Source organism: Sphingomonas sp. Leaf231 (assembly GCF_001421995.1).
Lineage (GTDB): Bacteria > Pseudomonadota > Alphaproteobacteria > Sphingomonadales > Sphingomonadaceae > Sphingomonas.
Genome location: NZ_LMLS01000001.1, coordinates 372,397 through 389,668, shown reverse-complemented (window position 1 = coordinate 389,668; position 17,272 = coordinate 372,397). Strand labels below are relative to the sequence as shown.

Below are 17,272 nucleotides of genomic sequence, written 5' to 3'. Positions count from 1 at the left end.
GAAATCCACATGAAACTGGTACGTTACGGAGCATCGGGCGCCGAGAAGCCCGGGATGATCGACGCCGACGGCAAGGTGCGCGACCTGTCGGCGCATGTCGCCGACATCGCGGGCGCGGTGCTGGGCGATGCGGAGCTGGCGAAGCTGGCCGCGATCGATCCGACGACGCTGCCGCTGGTCGAGGGCGAACGGTTCGGACCGTGCGTCGGCGCGATCGGCAAGTTCCTGTGCATCGGGTTGAATTACTCCGACCATGCCGCCGAGACCGGCGCGACGGTGCCGACCGAGCCGGTGATCTTCACCAAGGCGACCAGCGCAATCGTCGGGCCGAACGACAACGTTGAAATCCCTCGCGGATCGACGAAGACCGATTGGGAAGTCGAGCTGGGGATCGTGATCGGCACCGCCGCCCGTTACGTCGATGAGGCCGACGCGCTGAAGCATATCGCGGGCTATTGCGTCATCAACGACGTGTCGGAACGCGCTTTCCAGCTCGAACGACAGGGGACGTGGGACAAGGGCAAGGGGTGCGACACGTTCGGCCCGACCGGACCCTGGCTGGTCACCCGTGACGAGATTGCCGATCCGACCGCGCTGAACATGTGGCTGGAGGTCAACGGCCACCGCTATCAGGACGGATCGACCGCGACGATGGTCTACAAGCCGGCGTTTCTGGTCAGCTACGTCAGCCAGTTCATGTCGCTGCAACCCGGTGACGTCATCTCGACCGGCACGCCGCCCGGCGTCGGCATGGGGCAGAAGCCGCCGGTGTTCCTGAAGGCCGGCGACATGATGGAACTGGGCATCGAAGGGCTGGGCCGGCAGCGGCAGAGCGTCGTAGCATACGAGGGATGACGCGGAGTGGGGCGAACCGCCACGTCCTGCTGATCGACATCGCCGACGAGCCGGCGGCGATCGCGGCGTATGAAGCGTGGCATGCCGCAGGTGCGGTGCCGGCGGAGATCGTCGCCAGCATCCGCGCGGCGGGGATCACCGCGATGGACATCTACCGCAGCGGCGGCCGGCTGGTGATGGTGATGGACACCGATGCGTCGTTCGATGCCGCGGCGAAGGCGGCGGCCGACACCGCCGATCCGGCAGTGCAGGCGTGGGAGACGCAGATGGACGCGGTGCAGCGGCCGCTGCCCTGGGCGACGCCGGGCGCGAAGTGGACCGAAGCGGCGCGGCTCTTCTCGCTGGACGAGCAGCCGTAGCGGCGTTCGTCATCGCGCGCGTCGCGTGGCGTTCGCGATGACGATCCACGGGTGGGGCGGACGATGGACGGTTCTGGCAGTTGGCGGGTTCGGCTTGATCCGCGGTTCTCTCGTTTGCCGCCCGCCTCGGCAGCGTCACCCCGGATCAAGTCCGGGGTGACGTGAAGGGCGTCAGTGCGCGTCGTTCAGATATCGGCTCCTGTTTGCCGCCCGCCGTCGGAGCCGATCCCGATAGCGTCCGGTGTGAGCCGAGAGGCTGACCGGCGGCTTCGCACCCGCGACGGCGACCCCGGCTGGCCTTCCCGCGACGTCAGCCCGGCGTCATGTGCGCAGCCGGCCCTCCAGCATGTCGAGTTCGCGCGTCAGCTTGCGTCCGGTCTCGCTGCCGATCTGGCGCGCGCGGAGCAGGCGGAACACCGCTTCGCGTTCGGCGCGGATCCCGGCCAGCCGTAGAGCACGATCGATACGCTCGCCCTGCCGAACGGCGCGGAGCGAGGAGCCGCCGTCGACACGCACGCGGATACGCTCCCGATAAAGGTCGGCGATCCGCTCCGCCGCCTCGGCGTGGATGTCGCCGTCGCGCTCGTTTTCGGTCAGCTCGCGCTGGACCTTGTCGATCGCGCGGAGCGCCGCCTCCGCCGCGGCGACGCGCGCGCGGTTCTCCTCCTCCTGACGGGAGGGTTCGGCGGGCATGGCAAGGCCGCGCAGCAGTAGCGGCAGCCCGATGCTGGCGGCGACCAGCGAGACGATGATGACGCCGGCCGCTAGCGCGATCGCCAGATCGCGTGCGGGAAATGGCGAGCCGTCGGCCATGGCGAGCGGCAGCGTCAGGACGCCGGCCAGCGTGATAACCCCGCGCACGCCCGCCAGCGACATGGCGGCGAACACGCGCCAATCGGGGCTGTACGGCCCCGGCGCCGTGCCACGCCGCATCACCGACAGGCGGAACGACAGCCACACCCAGATGAAGCGCAGCCCCGCCAGCACCGCGACGATCGCCAGCACATACAGCGCCAGCCACCACGGGTTTTCGTGGCTGGTCAGCTTCACCGTTTCGCGTGCACCGGAGAGGATCACCGGAAGCTGTTCGCCAAGCAGCACGAAGATGATGCCGTTCAGCGCAAACTGGATCGTGTCCCACACCGAATTGCGCCGCATTCGTGTGGCGGGCAGCGCCTGTCGCGACATTTCCGCAAAGGTCATCGTCACCCCCGCCGCGACGACCGCGAGGATGCCGGAGGCGTGGACATGTTCGGCACCGATATACGCGATGAACGGGATCAGCAGGCTGACCAGTACCTGCGAGCCGATGTCCTCACCGAAACGGCGCGATACCCACGCCTTGGCGCGGGTGATCGCCAGCGTCGTCGCGACGCCGATCGCGATGCCGGCCGCCGCCAGCCACACGAAGTTGCCCGCCGCCTGCGCCAGCGAAAAGGTTCCGGTCAACGCCGCGGCGATCGCGAAACGCAGGCACACCAGACCGGATGCATCGTTGAGCAGCGCCTCCCCCTCCAGGATGTGCATCATGCGTCGCGGGATCGGGACGCGCGCCGCGATGGCGGACACGGCGATCGGATCGGTCGGCGAAACGACGGCGGCCAGCGCGAACGATACCGCCAGCGGCATGGCCGGGATCAGCCAGTCGATGAAGAAGCCGATACCGACGACGGTGGTCAGGACGAGGCCGAGTGCCAGTTCGACGACGACCGGCACGTCCTTGAGCAACTCATCTTTCGGGATGCGCCAGCCGTCGATGAACAGCAGCGGCGGCAGGAAGACGAGCAGGAAAAGTTCGGGCACGAGCGTGACGCGCAGGTCGGCCACCATGCCGATCACCGCGCCGAACGCGATCTGGACCAGCGGGGCAGGGACATTGACGGGCAGGATGCGCGCGATCGCGCCGCTGACGACCACCGCGAACAACAACAGCAGGACGATCGATACCACTTCCAACGCGCTTCACCTCCTTCGTGACGGAATGGATGAGGGGATTGCCGGAAGTGGCGGACGGCGCAACCGCTGCCGACGATATATGTCGGCGACGCGGGTGATGCGGGTCGAGGGCGGCGGGTAGCGGCCGGGAGCGCATCGCTGGCGCGGTGTTCAGCGCGTCACGAGCGTCCCGTCCCAGAACGCTCAGCCTCCCAAACCGTCCGTCATCGCGAGCCTGGCGACGCGATCCAGAGCCGGATCAGGATGCCCCGGATTGCTGCGCTACGCTCGCAATGACGGGAAAGCGGCGACCCGCATCCGGTAAGGAGCGGGTCGCCGGCAAGTCAGTCCATCAGTTCGACGGCCATGGCGACCCCTTCGCCGCCGCCGATGCACAGCGAGGCCATGCCGCGCTTCTGGCCGGTGGTCTGCAGGCCGCCGAGCAGGGTGGCGAGGATGCGTGCGCCCGATGCGCCGATCGGGTGGCCGAGCGCGCAGGCACCGCCGTTGATGTTCAGCTTCTCATGATCGAGCGCCAGTTCCTGCATGGCGACCATCGCGACGCAGGCGAACGCCTCGTTCACTTCCCACAGATCGACGTCGCCAATCGACCAGCCGGCCTTTTCGAGCGCCTTGCGCATCGCCGGGACCGGCGCGGTCGTGAAGCGCGCCGGGGCATGGGCGTGCGCGGCGTGGCTGACGATCCGCGCGACGGGGGTGAGGCCCAGCCGCTCGGCGACCGACAGGCGGGTGAGCACCAGCGCGGCGGCACCGTCCGAGATCGACGAGGCGTTGGCGGCGGTGACCGTGCCGTCCTTGGTGAAGGCGGGGCGCAACGTCGGGATCTTGGCCGGATCGCTCTTGCCCGGCTGCTCGTCGGTGGAGACGGTGGTGGTGCCCTTGCGTCCGGTCACCTCGACACTGACGATCTCGCGGTCGAACGCGCCCGATTTCTGCGCGGCCTGTGCGCGGGTGAGCGAGGCAATGGCGAACCTGTCCTGCGCCTCGCGGGTGAATTGATATTCCTGCGCCGTTTCGTCGGCGTAGACGCCCATCGCGGTGCCCGGCGTATAGGCGTCCTCCAGACCGTCGAGCGCCATGTGATCGAACAGGCGATCATGGCCGAAGCGCGCGCCGCCGCGATGCGCCTTGGACAGATACGGCGCGTTCGTCATGCTCTCCATGCCGCCTGCGACCAGCAGGTCGATCGAGCCGGCGCCCAGCGCCTCGGCCCCGAGGATCGCCGCCTGCATCCCCGAACCGCAGACCTTGTTGAGGGTCGTCGCCTCGACGTGTTCGCCAAGCCCGGCGCGGATCGCCGCCTGGCGCGCCGGTGCCTGACCGACGCCAGCCGACAGGACGTTGCCCATATAGATTCGCTCGATCGCGGCGGCGTCGACGCCCGCACGCTCCACCGCGCCCTTTACCGCGACCGCGCCCAGTTCGGCGGCCGACAGCGCGGCGAGACTGCCCTGCATCGACCCCATCGGGGTGCGTGCGTAGGACAGGATGACGATGGGATCGGTGGCCATGGTTCCGCGGTTCCTCTCTTGATCTTGATCGCCATCTAGGCACTCGTCCCCCCATGCGCAAACCGCTACGCGCGGCTTTATGCAAAGCATTGACGAAGCACTGAAATGGTATGCCGCGATCAGCGGGATCGCCGCTGCGTTCATGGTGTCGCTGGACAATGGCCGCCGGGTGACCGGGTGGGGCATGGCGATTTTCGTCACATCCTCTATCGCGTGGATCACCGGCGCGTGGCTGACCGGCGACGAGCCGCTGGGCGTGCAGAACGGCGTCTTGCTCGGCATCAACGGCTTCGGCGTGTATCGCTATCTGATTCGGAAACGCGACTGAGAACGATCGATGTGGGTGGCGGCGTTAGCGATCATGGGCGCCATCATCGGCAGCTTCCTGGCGACGATCGCGGTACGCTGGCCGCAGGGACGATCGGTGCTGCGCGGGCGATCGGCCTGCGACGGATGCGGGCGGGGGCTGCGCGCACATGAACTGGTGCCGTTGGTCAGCTGGATCGCGGCGCGCGGGCGGTGCACCGCGTGCGGCGCGCGGATCGACAGGCTGCACCCGATGATCGAGGCGGGATGCGCGGGCGTGGGCATCGCCGCGGCGATCGTCGCGCCGGGGCCGGCGGCGCTGGCCGGGGCCGCCTTCGGATGGCTGTTGCTGTTGCTGGCGGTGATGGATGCGCGCGATTTCTGGTTGCCCGACCCGTTGGTCGCCGCGTTGGCGCTGGTGGCGCTGGCCGGGGCATGGGTGGCGCCGCCCGATCCGATCGAGCGCCTGATCGGTGCGGCGGGCGGGTTCGTATTGCTGTGGCTGGTGGCTGCGGGATACCGGCGGTGGCGCGGGCGCGAGGGACTGGGCGGGGGAGACCCCAAGCTGTTTGGTGCGATCGGGCTGGCGCTGGGGTGGCGAATGTTGCCGGCGGTGCTGCTGGTCGCCGGGCTGATCGGGCTGGGATGGGTGGCGTTCGAGCGGCTGCGCGGGCGCGGGCTGGCTGCCGACGATGCGCTGCCGCTGGGCACGTTGCTGGCGATCGCGGCTTACCCGGCGTGGCTGCTCATGATAACGGCGGCGGCATGATGTTCGCGTATCTGCTCGCGCTGGCGCAGGCCGCTGCTTCCGCCGCCGCCACGATCGACGGCCTGCCGATCGGCGCGTTGCCGCAGCAAGCGCTGCCGGCGCGGGGGTGCGCGGCGTATCTGTTCTCGACGGGAGCGACGCGGACTTTGGCGGCAATGGCGACCGCCGATCCGGCGACGTTGCGGCTGACGATCGAGGGACGGCCGATCGACCTGCCGCGCACCGGCGCGACGGGCAGCGCGATGCTGGGGCTGAACGCCGAAACCGTCTATCGCACGGGCGACATGGTCGCGACGGTGCAGATGACGATCGAGATGCGGCAGAATCTGACCGCCGGTGCGGCGGTGCCGAGCGCCACGCTGCGGCTGGACCGCGAGGGGCGTGATACGGTGGTGGTGCCGCTGGCCGGGCTGGTCGGTTGCGCGGGCTGAAGAGGCGCCCGGCGGAAGCGGGTCCGCCGGGCGCCGGCCTGCTCCACTCAATGCGAGGAGGAAATTTCCTCCTTCAAGCGCAGTTTCTGCTTCTTCAGCTCCGCGATCACGATCGTATCGGGCACGGGACGTTGCGCCTCGGCGGCGATCCGCTGGTCGAGCGTCGCATGCTTGGCCTCAAGGGCCGAGATGTGCGCGGTCTGCATGGGCAGTCTCCTTCTTGGTTGAGAGGGGTAGGTAGAAAACCACGAAACGCTCGATATGTCCCGCGACTTTTGCCCGGTATCGTCCATGCGCCGCTGTGCTGCGATGGACCGCGAAAAGGGCCAGCGCGGCGCGGCATGCTGCGCTATGCAGGCGCGACTCGGGACTTGGGGCGTACGCGATGAACGACGTTGGCGATGATGCGGAAGCGACGGCGCGGCTGGGCGTGCTGCGCATCGAACATCGCGACCTGGACGCGGCGATCGCGGCGCTGGCGGACGGCGGGGGATCGGACCAGTTGCAGCTGATGCGACTGAAGAAGCGCAAGCTGCGGCTGCGCGACGAGATCGCGGCGCTCGAAGACGACATGATTCCGGATATCATCGCCTGATTTGCCGCAGGCGGCGCATAACGGGACAGTTCAGCGACCATAGCGGCCATAAACGTGATGAACGCGCTTGGGCGCGGCTGCACACCGTGGCAAACGGACCCCATGGCCGACCACGTCCATGACCCGCGATTGCAACGACGGCTCATCGATTCCTTTTATACGGAAGCGATGGTGCTGGCGGACGAAGCGCGTCATTATTTCGACGAGGGCGGGCGTGCGGAGCGCGAGGCGCTGGCCCCGATGGAGCGGGTCGCGTTCAGCTGTGAATCGCTGAAGGTGACGACGCGGCTGATGCACGTGATCGCGTGGCTGCTGACGCAGCGTGCCGTCGCGGCGGGCGAACTGCCGTCGTCGCGTGCACTGGACCCGGCGCGGCGGCTTGGCGCGGCACCGGCGACCGAGGATCATGTACTGGAGCGATTCCCGTTGCAGGCGCGCGGCGTCATCGCGAGCAGCATCGACCTGCACCGGCGTGTCGCGTTGCTGGACGCGGCGCATGCCGGCGAGCGGCCGGTGGCGAGCCCGGCCCGATCGATGCTCGACCGGCTGTCGATGGCGTTCTAGCGGCGGATCGACGTTCAACGCTTCACGGATGCCGACTGCGCGGCAACTGTTCGGGCAAGCCGCGCTCCCGCAGATTCGTTTTATACAGCTCATGGCGGGCGTGGCGAAGCAATGACGCCCGTGGGAGGAGAGCCGGCGGAATATCGACCGGCCCCAAGTTCGGACGGTGCCAAGCGCTACCAGTCCGCCTTCGCCACGGTCATACCGTCCCGCGCCTTCGTCGAACGGAGTGATACGCGGATCAGCCGATCAGGCGCGCGCGCGCGGTGCGATATTCCTCCGCCATCCGCTCGACCAGCGCGGCCGTGGCAAGAACCTTGTCGATCGCGCCGATGCCCTGGCCGGAGCCCCAGATATCCCGCCACGCCTTGGCCGCGCCGCCCGATGCGAAGCTCATCGTCTTGAGATCGCCCTGCGGCAGATTGTCGGGGTCGAGCCCCGCCGCGACGATCGAGGCACGCAGGTAATTGCCGTGGACCCCGGTGAACAGGTCCGAATAGACGATATCCGCGGCGCGGCCGTCGACGATCGCCTGCTTGTAGCCGGCGTCAGCATGAGCCTCCTCGGTGGCGATGAACGCCGAGCCGACATAGGCGAAGTCGGCGCCCATCGCCTGCGCGGCCAGCACCGCCCCGCCGCTGGCGATCGCGCCGGACAGGGCGAGCGGGCCGTCGAACCACTGGCGGATTTCCTGTACCAGCGCGAACGGCGACAGCCGCCCGGCGTGGCCGCCCGCCCCGGCCGCCACCGCGATCAGCCCGTCCGCCCCCTTGTCGATCGCCTTGCGTGCGAATCGATCGTCGATCACGTCGTGGAGGGTGATGCCGCCCCAGCCATGGACGGCCTGGTTCAATTCCTCGCGCGCGCCGAGCGAGGTGATGGTGATCGGCACCTTCCATCTGGCGCAGGTGGCGAGATCGGCCTCCAGCCGGTCGTTCGATTTGTGGACAATCTGGTTGACCGCATAAGGCGCGGCGGGTGCGTCGGGGTGGGCGCGATCGTGCGCGGCCAGCTCTTCGGTGATGCGGTGCAGCCATTCGTCGAGCAGCGCCGCAGGCCGCGCGTTGAGCGCCGGGAACGCGCCGACGATGCCCGCCTTGCACTGCGCGATCACCAGATCCGGGTTGGAGATGATGAACAGCGGCGAACCGATGACGGGCAGCCGCAGACGCGACAGGAGCGGGGGGATCGACATGATCGCAGGTTAGGTCGTTCCCGGAAGGCGTTGCAAGGTTGACGCCACGTCACCCCGGGCATCGTTCCGTCGTTTTTCCGAGGTGCGCGGGTCGAGGGAGCGGTTACTCGACCCGTTCGAGACCCTGCGCAGCGGCGCGGGCGTTTTCCACGTAGTGCGCCGCCGACAACTTCAGCGCGGCGATCGCCGCATCGTCCAGCTCGCGGACGACGCGCGCCGGGCTGCCGACGATCAGCGAGCGCGGCGGAAAGGTCTTGCCCTCCGTCACCAACGCACCCGCGCCGACGATGCAGTCATCGGCGATCACCGCGCGGTTGAGGATGATTGCCCCCATGCCGATGAGTACGCGGTTCCCGATCGTGCAGCCGTGCAGCACCGCATGGTGGCCGATCGTGCAATCCCGACCCACCGACAACGGTGCGCCGGGATCGGAATGAAGCATCGCGCCTTCCTGTATGTTGCTGCGCGCGCCGATCGGGATCGTGGTGTTGTCGCCGCGGATCACCGCACCGAACCACACGCCCACGCCCTCTTCGAGCACCACGTCGCCGATCACGTCGGCGCTGGGCGCGACCCATGCGGTGGGATGACGGGTGGGGCGCTGCCCCTTGAAGGCGTAGAGCGGCATCGCGGTCTCCTGATGTCCCGTCATGATACATGGGCGCGGACCGACGCAAGTGGCCGAAATCGTAAACGATACGTTAAGTAGCAATGATGCAACGACGATTGGTCCTGACGAACGAGGGTGCCGGGCACCCTTTCCGCCGTACGCTGCCGCCGCCGCCGTCGCCGGTCATCGACGACGGTGCGCGGAGTGGCGATAACGACGTGCGCTTGTTCCTGCTGAGCTTCGCGGCGTTTTTCGTCAGCTTTTCGACGATGATCTTCTGACGATCAGTCGCAGGCGTGGTGAAGGCGCTGTGCGAGCAGCGCGGATATGCCGCACATCCCCACGACCACCAGCAACAACTGTGACGGCGTGACGCCGAGCGCCGTGATCCCGGCCACCGCGATCGAACCGAAGGTCATCGCGCCGGCGTTGACGACATTGTTGGCCGCCACGGTACGGGCGGTGTGGTCCTTGGTGACCGTGGTGGTCAGGAACGCGTAGAGCGGTACCACGAACATGCCGCCGAAGATCGCGACCCCGAGCAGCGCGAGCAGCACCGGCACGGCATGCGGCTGGCGCATGAATTCGAGCATGTCGAACAGATGGCCCGGCGGCGCGGGAATCCATAGCCCGACCACCCACCAGAAGGCGAGCACCGCCACCCCCATCGCGATCACCGAGGCAGGCGAGAAGCGCGCCGAAATCTGCCCGCGCAGCATCAGGTTGATGACCACCGAGCCGATCGCGACGCCGATCGAGAAGACCGCCAGCACCAGACTGGCGACGCTGGCATCGGCGGTCAGCACGTTCTTCACCAGCGGCGGGAAGGCGATGATCAGCACCGAGCCGATCGTCCAGAAGAAGCTGATCGCGCAGATTGCCAGGAAAAGCCGCGGGATGTGCATGGTGCCCGCGATCAGCCGCCACGACGCGCGTACCGGGTTGTAATCGAGCGTCAGCTTCGGCCCGAGCCGTGGCGCAGGCGGCACCGCGCGGGCGGTGAGCAAGCCGAGCAACGCCGCGCCGAACGTCAGCAGCACGACCAGAAGCGGCGAGCGATAGACGAAGCCCGCGACGATCGTGCCGAGCAGGATGGCGAGATACGTGCCCGCCTCCACCAGCCCGGTGCCGCCCAGCACGTCTTCCTCGTCGAGATGCTGCGGCAGGATCGCATATTTGATCGGACCGAAGAACGTCGAGTGGACACCAAGCCCGGTCACCGCGGCGAGCATCAGCACCAGTGGCAGCGTGACCGCGCCGGTGCGCGCCAGCATCAGCCCGGCACCGCCGACCGCCATGATCGCGATCTCCACCGTCTTCACGATGCGGATGATCCGCGCCTTGTCCGACGAATCGGCCAGCTGCCCCGACAGGGCTGACAGGATGAAGAACGGCAGGATGAAGAGCGCGGCACTGAGCGCGTTGAAGAAGCTTTCCTGCGTTTCGTCGGCGAAGATCTCGTAGGTGGCGAACAGCACCATCGAGGTCTTGAAAAGATTGTCGTTGAAAGCGCCAAGGAATTGCGTGGTGAACAGCGGCATGAAGTGCCGTCGTTTGAGAAGCCCGAGGGCATTTATCATGACGCGGGACCACGCCCCCGGATAGTTGGTACTTCGCGGGGGCATAGCGGCTGCCCGCCCGCGTTCCAACGACGTTTTTAGCGCGTCCGGCGCTTGCGTCGCCACGCGGGCGGGTCCACTTCGCGGATCATGATGTCATTGCCCAACATCCTGACGCTGTCGCGGATCGTCGCGCTGCCGCTGCTGGTCGGTTTCCTGTGGTGGCCAAGCTGGCGGTTCGGCTTCGGCATCGCCTTCGCGCTGTACTGCCTGATGGGGATCACCGATTATTTCGACGGTTACCTGGCGCGCGCGCAGGGCACCGTATCGAAGCTGGGCGTTTTTCTGGACCCGATCGCCGACAAGATCATGGTGGCGGCGGTGATCCTGATGCTGGTCGGCACCCGCCACGACGACGTCGCGGCGATCACCGGAGTGCATATCATCGCCGCGCTGGTCATCCTGCTGCGCGAGATCGCGGTCAGCGGGCTGCGCGAATTCCTGGCCGGGTTGCAGGTCTCGTTGCCGGTGTCGCGACTGGCGAAGTGGAAGACGACGTTGCAACTGGTGTCGCTGGGTGCGCTGATCCTGTCCGGCGCGTTGCCGGGCGAGGCGTGGATCAAGGTGGCCGGGCTGGCGAGCCTGTGGGGCGCGGCGGCGCTGACGATCGTGACGGGATGGGATTACCTGCGCGTCGGCTTGCGGCACATGGATTGAGCGACGCCGTCGCCATCGGAGGATGCGGATGAAGCTGGTGTATTTCGCGTGGGTGCGCGAGCGGATCGGCGTGGGCGAGGAGGACGTGACGCCGCCGGTCGGGATCGTCACGATCGCGGATCTGGTCGCGTGGTTGACGGGGCGCAGCGACGGACATGCCGCTGCCTTCGCCGATCCGGCACGGTTGCGCGCCGCGGTCGATCAGGCGTTCGTGGCGATGGATGCGCCGATCGCGGGCGCGCGTGAGGTCGCGATCTTCCCGCCGGTGACGGGCGGATGATCCGCGTCCACGTCTCGCGGGCACCGATCGATGTCCCGGCCGAGCTGATAACGCTGGAGCAGGGCGGCGCGGTGGCGACGTTCACCGGCCTGGTGCGCGCCGACGACGGGGTCGCGACGCTGGAACTAGAGCATTATCCCGGCGCGACCGAAGCAGCGCTGATGCGGCTGGCGGAGGAGGCCTCGGCGCGCTGGTCGCTGACGGCGGCGACGATCGTCCACCGCATCGGGCCGATGGTGCCGGGCGAACGAATCGTATTCGTCGGTACCTGTTCCGCGCACCGCACCGCCGCGCTGACGGCGTGCGCGTTCCTGATCGACCGGTTGAAGACCGATGCGCCGTTCTGGAAACGCGAGACGATCGATGGCGAGACCCGGTGGGTGGAGGCGCGCGCCGCCGACGACGATGCGGCGGCGCGCTGGAGTTGAGGGGGGGGCGGTGGGGCGGTTCCGTACCGCCCCGTCCGGCCTACATCGGCAATTGCCAGCGGACGCGGTCGTTGAACGTGCCGATGATCGGCGTGCCGCCGTCGTCGCGCGCCGGGGTGAAACGCGCGCGGCGCTGATAGAGGCGGCAGGTTGCCTGATCGAGCGTGGCATGGCCGCTGGATTCGGTAACCGTGCACGAATCGATCCGGCCATCGGCCGCGATGCGCAGCGCGATGCCGACGACGCCCTGTTCCCCGGCGCGGAGGGCGGAGGGTGGATAATCGTCGGTGCTGATCCAGTCGTTGCGATTGCCACGTGCGGCGACGCCGGCCGCCTGGCTGGCAGCCCTGGGCAAGACGGGCGGATCGACGGTGACCGTGCCGGGGCCGAACGTGCCGGTCAGCGGCGGCAGTGGCACGACGACGACGGGACTACCGACATCGGTCGGCATGGTCGGCATGACGATGGGAGTCGGCGGCGCAACCGTGGGCTGTTGCGGCAGCACCTTGTCGAGGGTCGGTGGCTTGGGAACGGACAGGGGCGGCGGCGTCTCGATCGGGATGTTCCTGACGGTGAACGGATCGGTGACCTTCTCCATGAAGCTGGCCGCCATGCCGCTGATGAAGACGTAGCCGAGCAGGCCGTGGATCGCGGCGACGCCGGCGATCGTGCCGAGACGCCGTGAATTGTCCGTATGAGCCGCATAAGTCATGAGACGCACCTCCCGACCGGAGGCGCCGTGGCGGGCACGATGCGAGCCGATGGCGAGCTCCGGGTAAAGAAGCTGCGCCCGTAACGATCCCGCGTCAATCGCGATCAGGCGGCGGCCGTCAGCACCTCACCGAGCAACTGGAAGTCGCGTTCGCGTGGCGACGCGCGACGCCAGACCAGCGCCAGCGTGCGCACGGGAGAAGCGGCGTCGAGGGGCCGTGCGATGACGTTGGTATGGTCGAGGATGCCGGCATCAAGGGCGATCTTGGGCAGCATCGTGACGCCCAGACCGTTGTCGACCATCTGCACCATCGTATGCAGCGACGTGCCGAGCATCGTCGCCTCCGCCCGCAATTCGGCGCGGTTGCAGGCGGCCAGCGCATGTTCCTTCAGGCAATGCCCGTCCTCGAGCAGCAGCAGCCGCGTCTCGTCGATGTCGGCGGGCTGGATCGCGGCGGTGCCGCCGGGCATCTCCCCCTCGGGAAAAGCGAGGAAGAGACGGTCGTCAAACAGCTTGAGCACCGTCACCTCGCCGCAGGCATAGGGGAGCGCCAGCAGCACGCAATCGGTCCGGCCGTTGTGCAGCGCCTCGCACGCGGGACCACTGGGTTCCTCGCGCAGGAACAGCTTCAGATCGGGATAGTCGCGCCGTAGCCGGGGCAGGATGCGCGGCAACAGGAACGGCGCAATCGTGGGAATGACGCTCATCCGCATCTCACCCGACAGCGGCCGGCCGGCGGCGCGGGCGAGGTCGCCCAGCTCCTCCGCCTCGCGCAGCACGATCCGCGCCTTGGCCGCGATCTGTTCGCCCAGCGGCGTGAAGCGCACGACGCGTCGCGTCCGTTCGACCAGGATCACGCCGATCAGCGTCTCAAGCTCCCGCAGCCCCGCCGACAGCGTCGACTGGGTGACGAAACACGCCTCCGCCGCGCGGCCGAAATGGCCATGTTCCTTGAGCGCGACGAGATATTGCAGCTGTTTCAACGTCGGCAGATAGGTGGCGGCCATTCATCGTCTCCGGCGATCACGGATGTAAGAATAGATGATTGGCTCGATCACGCGAAGCCCCTATATCCGTCATGCAACGAGAGGCTGTGCGAGACGCGGCCCCGGCAGAGAGGATGGCTGGAACTCCCATTTTGACAGGAGCCAGATTATGCTGACCATCGGCGATACCTTCCCCGTCCTGACCGTTCCCGTGCAGCAGGGCACCGGCGCGCTGCCCAATGGCGAGACGCTGGACCTGACCACCGCCTATCCCGGCAAGTGGAAGGTGCTGTTCTACTGGCCGAAGGATTTCACCTTCGTGTGTCCGACCGAGATCGTCGGCTATAGCCAGATCAAGGGCGATTTCGAAGACCGCGACGCCGTGCTGATCGGCGCGTCGACCGACACCGCGCACGTCCATCTGGCGTGGCGCAAGTCGGACCCGGACCTGGCGGCTGCGGACTTCCCGTGGCTGGCGGACAACGGGCGCAAGCTGGCCGACGCGCTGGGCATCGTCGACAAGAACGAGCATGTCGCATTTCGCGCCACGTTCATCGTCGATCCCGACAACGTCATCCAGGCGGTGCAGGTCAACGGGCTGAACGTCGGGCGTAACCCGGCCGAGACGCTGCGTGTCCTCGACGCGCTGCAGACCGACGAGCTGTGTCCGTGCAACTGGAACAAGGGCGACGACGTCCTGCAGGTCGCGGCCTGATCCAGACGCGGGCGGGGCGTTCGCGTCCCGCCCGCGCTTTACATCCAATGACGCCGGAGCGACCGGCCGTCATGGCGAGCATGGCCGGACAAGCGGGAGTCCAGTGCGTTACGCGCTGGACCGCTTCGCCGTGCGCGCAAGGCGGGCGTTTCGGACCCAATCTTCGGAGAAGACGAATGTCACTCAAGGATTTCGCGGGCAAGCTGCCCGATTTCGCCAAGGACATCCGGCTGAACGTCGGCTCGTTGCTGAACGAGACGGTCCTGAACGACCAGCGCAAGTACGGCACGCTGCTGGCCTGTGCGCACGGGTCGGGCTACAAGCCGCTGGTCGAGGCAACCGAGGCCGAGGTCGAGGGCAAGCTGTCGCCGGAAGCGGCGAATGCAGCGCGCGCCGCCGCGGCGGTGATGGCGATGAACAACGTCTATTATCGCTTCACGCACCTGGCCAGCAACGAGGAATATGCGCGCATGCCGGCCAAGCTGCGCATGAACGTGATCGCTGCGCCGGGGATCGACAAGGTCGATTTCGAACTGTTCAGCCTTGCGGTCAGCGCGATGAACGGCTGCGGCATGTGTATCGACAGCCACGAGCAGGTGTTGAAGAAGGCCGGCACGACCGCCGAGGTGATCCAGACCGCGGCGCGGATCGCATCGGTGATGAAGGCAGTGGCCACCGTCCATGCGGTAAGCGCGTAAGCTCACCGCGATGCGGCACGCTACATCAGCACCGCGCTGATGAAGCCATAGGTGCTGGTGATGGTCAGCACGGTCCCGACCAGCACCAGCATCACCTTCATCGGGATGCGTTTCGCGAAATAGGCACCGAACGGCGCCGCCATGACGCCACCGATCAGCAGTCCGACGGTGGCGGTGGCGAAATCGCGCAGGCCGAGGTGGTACAGGAATGTCGCGGAAACGGTGAGCGTCAGGAAGAACTCGACCGCGCTGACCGTTCCGACCACCTTACGCGGCTCCACCCCCTGCACCAGCAGGTTAGAAGTGACGATCGGCCCCCAGCCGCCGCCGCCCGCCGCATCCATGAAGCCGCCGAACAGCCCCAGCGGCTCGACCACCTTCGCCTTGCTGATCCGCGGCGGAAACATGATCCCGCGTACCAGCAGGTAGATGCCGATGCCGATCAGATAGGCGAGGACGAACGGCTTGATCGTCGCGCCGTCGATGTTGGTGAGCAGATAGGCGCCGGCCACGCCGCCGACCACGCCGGGCACCAGCAGACGCAGGAACAGCGACTTGTCGATATTGCCGGTGATCGCGTGGCTGATCCCCGAAATCGCGGTGGTGAAGGTCTCGACGATATGGACGTTGGCGGAGGCGCGTGCCGGCGGTAGCCCCATGACCGCGACCAGCAACGTGTTGCAGATCACGCCGAACGCCATGCCCATCGCCCCGTCGACCAGCTGCGCCCCGAACCCGACGGCGATGAACGGCCACAAGGCGGATAGATCGAGTTGCGTCAGCGCCTGCATCTGGTCTCCTTGCGCGGGCCGGATCACCCGCGTCACTCCGTCATCGATCATATCCCATAACGGCGATAGGAAAATCCGGTTTGCCGTCCGATAGCGCTGCTTATGGAAACCGGCGGGTGGACGGGCTATCTTGGGGACAGAGACCAAGGGAACGCGAATGGCGCGACTGACCGATTACCTCGATTCGATCCGCGCGCGTGACCCCGCGCCGCATTCGCGCTGGGAAGTGCTGACCTACCCGGGCGTATGGGCGCTGGCGTGGCACCGCGTCGCGCACCGGCTGTACCGCGCGAAACTGTACCTGCCGGCGCGCATCGTGAACCATCTGTCGCGGATGACGACGGCGATCGATATCCATCCGGGCGCCACGATCGGCCGCAACTTCTTCATCGACCACGGTTTCGTGGTGATCGGCGAGACGGCGCACATCGGCGACGACGTTACCATCTACCAATGCGTCACGCTGGGCGGGACCAGCCCGGACAACGGCGTCGCGGGCAAGCGCCATCCGACGATCGCCGACGGCGCGATCATCGGATCGGGTGCGCAGGTGCTGGGGCCGATCACGGTCGGTCCACGGGCGCGGGTGGGGGCGAACGCCGTCGTGACGCGCGACGTGCCCGCCGGGGCGGTGATGGTCGGCATTCCGGCACGGCCGACGGTGGTGGAAGGCGGCGCCGCGCCCGAGCCGCGCTTCGTGCCGTATGGAACGCCCTGCCGCGAGATGTTCGATCCGGCCACGCAGAAGGTGGAGGCGCTGCGCTGCGAACTGGAGGCGATGAAGAAGCGGCTCGACGCGCTGATCGCCGAACAGTCGCCCGGCGACGAGCGGGAGCGTGACCGCGCCTGATGGGGATCGTGACACCCTTCCCCGCAGATGCGCGCGGGACCGGACAAGTAGGGTTCGACCGCGCCGAATTGATGCGTATCCTCGACCTGTATGGCAGGATGGTCACCGCCGGCCATTGGCGCGACTATGCGATCGACATGGGACGCGATGCGGCGATCTTCTCGATGTTCCGTCGCGCCACCGAGCGGCCGGAATTTCGCATCGAGAAACGCCCCGCGTTACGCAACCGCCAGGGAATTTGGGCATTGGTCGGTGAAGCAGGCCAAGTGATCCGGCGCGGACATGAACTGGGGCCGGTGCTGGCGCCTGTCGAGCGGCGGTTGATGAAGCTGGTCGACTGATCGGGTCGTCGACCGTTGTTGCAGCCGCGAGCACGCCGGCCTAG

At 67.5% G+C, this 17,272-nt stretch carries 24 protein-coding genes; 15 read left to right on the top strand and 9 right to left on the bottom strand.

The annotated features are described in order from the left end of the window. Positions 1-9: 9 nt before the first annotated feature. Both ASE95_RS01960 and ASE95_RS01955 read left to right on the top strand, forming a co-directional pair. Complete coding sequence (locus ASE95_RS01960; RefSeq protein WP_056630708.1) at positions 10-855, top strand: fumarylacetoacetate hydrolase family protein; 846 nt, start codon at positions 10-12, stop codon at positions 853-855. Continuing rightward, positions 852-1,214 (top strand): L-rhamnose mutarotase, encoded by a 363-nt coding sequence (locus ASE95_RS01955; RefSeq protein WP_056630705.1) that lies wholly within the window; start codon positions 852-854, stop codon positions 1,212-1,214. The genes ASE95_RS01960 and ASE95_RS01955 overlap by 4 nt, the downstream gene beginning before the upstream one ends. A 321-nt stretch (positions 1,215-1,535) precedes the next feature. Here the strand turns inward: ASE95_RS01955 and ASE95_RS01950 are convergent, their stop codons facing one another. After that, positions 1,536-3,170, bottom strand: coding sequence for a Na+/H+ antiporter (locus ASE95_RS01950; protein WP_200918717.1), 1,635 nt, complete (start codon positions 3,168-3,170; stop codon positions 1,536-1,538). Positions 3,171-3,493: 323 nt separating this feature from the next. Further along, positions 3,494-4,681 (bottom strand): thiolase family protein, encoded by a 1,188-nt coding sequence (locus ASE95_RS01945; RefSeq protein ID WP_056630702.1) that lies wholly within the window; start codon positions 4,679-4,681, stop codon positions 3,494-3,496. Between the two features lie 79 nt (positions 4,682-4,760). Between ASE95_RS01945 and ASE95_RS01940 the strand changes: the two genes are divergently transcribed. Genes ASE95_RS01940 through ASE95_RS01930 form a run of 3 tightly spaced genes read left to right on the top strand, consistent with a single transcriptional unit; the run spans position 4,761 to position 6,187 of the window. Further along, a complete protein-coding gene (locus ASE95_RS01940) occupies positions 4,761-5,009 on the top strand; it encodes a hypothetical protein (protein WP_022686768.1) in 249 nt (82 codons plus the stop codon). Between the two features lie 33 nt (positions 5,010-5,042). After that, complete coding sequence (locus ASE95_RS01935; protein WP_235528125.1) at positions 5,043-5,756, top strand: prepilin peptidase; 714 nt, start codon at positions 5,043-5,045, stop codon at positions 5,754-5,756. Continuing rightward, positions 5,753-6,187, top strand: coding sequence for a hypothetical protein (locus tag ASE95_RS01930; RefSeq protein WP_056630697.1), 435 nt, complete (start codon positions 5,753-5,755; stop codon positions 6,185-6,187). Before ASE95_RS01935 ends, ASE95_RS01930 begins: the two co-directional genes overlap by 4 nt. A gap of 47 nt (positions 6,188-6,234) precedes the next feature. On the opposite strand, the gene ASE95_RS17175 is transcribed toward ASE95_RS01930, so the two are convergent. After that, positions 6,235-6,393 carry a YdcH family protein gene (locus ASE95_RS17175; protein WP_082449445.1) on the bottom strand — a complete coding sequence of 53 codons (159 nt, stop codon included), beginning with the start codon at positions 6,391-6,393 and terminating at the stop codon, positions 6,235-6,237. A gap of 179 nt (positions 6,394-6,572) precedes the next feature. Here ASE95_RS17175 and ASE95_RS01925 point away from each other — a divergent pair, with 179 nt between their 5' ends. Both ASE95_RS01925 and ASE95_RS01920 read left to right on the top strand, forming a co-directional pair. Then, complete coding sequence (locus ASE95_RS01925) at positions 6,573-6,782, top strand: DUF465 domain-containing protein (protein ID WP_056630695.1); 210 nt, start codon at positions 6,573-6,575, stop codon at positions 6,780-6,782. 102 nt (positions 6,783-6,884) lie between these two features. Next, on the top strand, positions 6,885-7,346 hold the full coding sequence (locus ASE95_RS01920; RefSeq protein WP_056630689.1) for a DUF1465 family protein: 462 nt from the start codon (positions 6,885-6,887) through the stop codon (positions 7,344-7,346). A gap of 241 nt (positions 7,347-7,587) precedes the next feature. Here the strand turns inward: ASE95_RS01920 and ASE95_RS01915 are convergent, their stop codons facing one another. Both ASE95_RS01915 and ASE95_RS01910 read right to left on the bottom strand, forming a co-directional pair. Further along, a complete protein-coding gene (locus ASE95_RS01915; protein WP_056630686.1) occupies positions 7,588-8,541 on the bottom strand; it encodes an NAD(P)H-dependent flavin oxidoreductase in 954 nt (317 codons plus the stop codon). A 103-nt stretch (positions 8,542-8,644) separates the two neighbouring features. Beyond that, positions 8,645-9,169, bottom strand: coding sequence for a gamma carbonic anhydrase family protein (locus ASE95_RS01910; protein ID WP_056632956.1), 525 nt, complete (start codon positions 9,167-9,169; stop codon positions 8,645-8,647). 98 nt (positions 9,170-9,267) lie between these two features. On the opposite strand from ASE95_RS01910, the gene ASE95_RS17915 reads away from it, so the two are divergent. Then, positions 9,268-9,432 (top strand): hypothetical protein, encoded by a 165-nt coding sequence (locus tag ASE95_RS17915; protein ID WP_162234649.1) that lies wholly within the window; start codon positions 9,268-9,270, stop codon positions 9,430-9,432. Positions 9,433-9,435: 3 nt separating this feature from the next. On the opposite strand, the gene ASE95_RS01900 is transcribed toward ASE95_RS17915, so the two are convergent. Beyond that, positions 9,436-10,731 (bottom strand): MFS transporter, encoded by a 1,296-nt coding sequence (locus ASE95_RS01900; RefSeq protein ID WP_056630681.1) that lies wholly within the window; start codon positions 10,729-10,731, stop codon positions 9,436-9,438. 129 nt (positions 10,732-10,860) lie between these two features. Between ASE95_RS01900 and pgsA the strand changes: the two genes are divergently transcribed. From pgsA to ASE95_RS01885, 3 genes are read left to right on the top strand one after another with little or no spacing between them, the layout of a single operon-like run. Next, positions 10,861-11,427 (top strand): CDP-diacylglycerol--glycerol-3-phosphate 3-phosphatidyltransferase, encoded by a 567-nt coding sequence (pgsA, locus tag ASE95_RS01895; RefSeq protein ID WP_056630678.1) that lies wholly within the window; start codon positions 10,861-10,863, stop codon positions 11,425-11,427. A 22-nt stretch (positions 11,428-11,449) separates the two neighbouring features. Next, on the top strand, positions 11,450-11,707 hold the full coding sequence (moaD, locus tag ASE95_RS01890; protein WP_082449443.1) for a molybdopterin converting factor subunit 1: 258 nt from the start codon (positions 11,450-11,452) through the stop codon (positions 11,705-11,707). Beyond that, on the top strand, positions 11,704-12,135 hold the full coding sequence (locus ASE95_RS01885; protein WP_056630675.1) for a molybdenum cofactor biosynthesis protein MoaE: 432 nt from the start codon (positions 11,704-11,706) through the stop codon (positions 12,133-12,135). The genes moaD and ASE95_RS01885 overlap by 4 nt, the downstream gene beginning before the upstream one ends. A gap of 40 nt (positions 12,136-12,175) precedes the next feature. On the opposite strand, the gene ASE95_RS01880 is transcribed toward ASE95_RS01885, so the two are convergent. Next, positions 12,176-12,847 (bottom strand): energy transducer TonB, encoded by a 672-nt coding sequence (locus ASE95_RS01880; protein WP_156347843.1) that lies wholly within the window; start codon positions 12,845-12,847, stop codon positions 12,176-12,178. A gap of 104 nt (positions 12,848-12,951) precedes the next feature. After that, positions 12,952-13,854: a hydrogen peroxide-inducible genes activator gene (locus tag ASE95_RS01875; RefSeq protein ID WP_056630671.1), complete on the bottom strand. Its 903-nt coding sequence runs from the start codon at positions 13,852-13,854 to the stop codon at positions 12,952-12,954. Between the two features lie 148 nt (positions 13,855-14,002). Here ASE95_RS01875 and ASE95_RS01870 point away from each other — a divergent pair, with 148 nt between their 5' ends. Both ASE95_RS01870 and ASE95_RS01865 read left to right on the top strand, forming a co-directional pair. Next, a complete protein-coding gene (locus tag ASE95_RS01870; protein WP_056630667.1) occupies positions 14,003-14,548 on the top strand; it encodes a peroxiredoxin in 546 nt (181 codons plus the stop codon). Positions 14,549-14,724: 176 nt separating this feature from the next. Next, the gene (locus ASE95_RS01865) at positions 14,725-15,246 is read left to right on the top strand and encodes a carboxymuconolactone decarboxylase family protein (protein WP_056630663.1); all 522 of its coding nucleotides are present in this window, start codon (positions 14,725-14,727) and stop codon (positions 15,244-15,246) included. A 20-nt stretch (positions 15,247-15,266) separates the two neighbouring features. Here ASE95_RS01865 and ASE95_RS01860 read toward each other — a convergent pair whose 3' ends face one another. Then, positions 15,267-16,037, bottom strand: a complete 771-nt coding sequence (locus ASE95_RS01860) for a sulfite exporter TauE/SafE family protein (RefSeq protein WP_056632950.1) — start codon at positions 16,035-16,037, stop codon at positions 15,267-15,269. 157 nt (positions 16,038-16,194) lie between these two features. Between ASE95_RS01860 and epsC the strand changes: the two genes are divergently transcribed. Together epsC and ASE95_RS01850 are read left to right on the top strand one after the other, a co-directional pair. Then, entirely contained in the window at positions 16,195-16,887 is a 693-nt protein-coding gene (epsC, locus tag ASE95_RS01855; protein ID WP_056630658.1) for a serine O-acetyltransferase EpsC, read from the top strand. Next, a complete protein-coding gene (locus tag ASE95_RS01850; RefSeq protein WP_056630655.1) occupies positions 16,887-17,228 on the top strand; it encodes a DUF2794 domain-containing protein in 342 nt (113 codons plus the stop codon). Before epsC ends, ASE95_RS01850 begins: the two co-directional genes overlap by 1 nt. Positions 17,229-17,272: the final 44 nt, after the last annotated feature.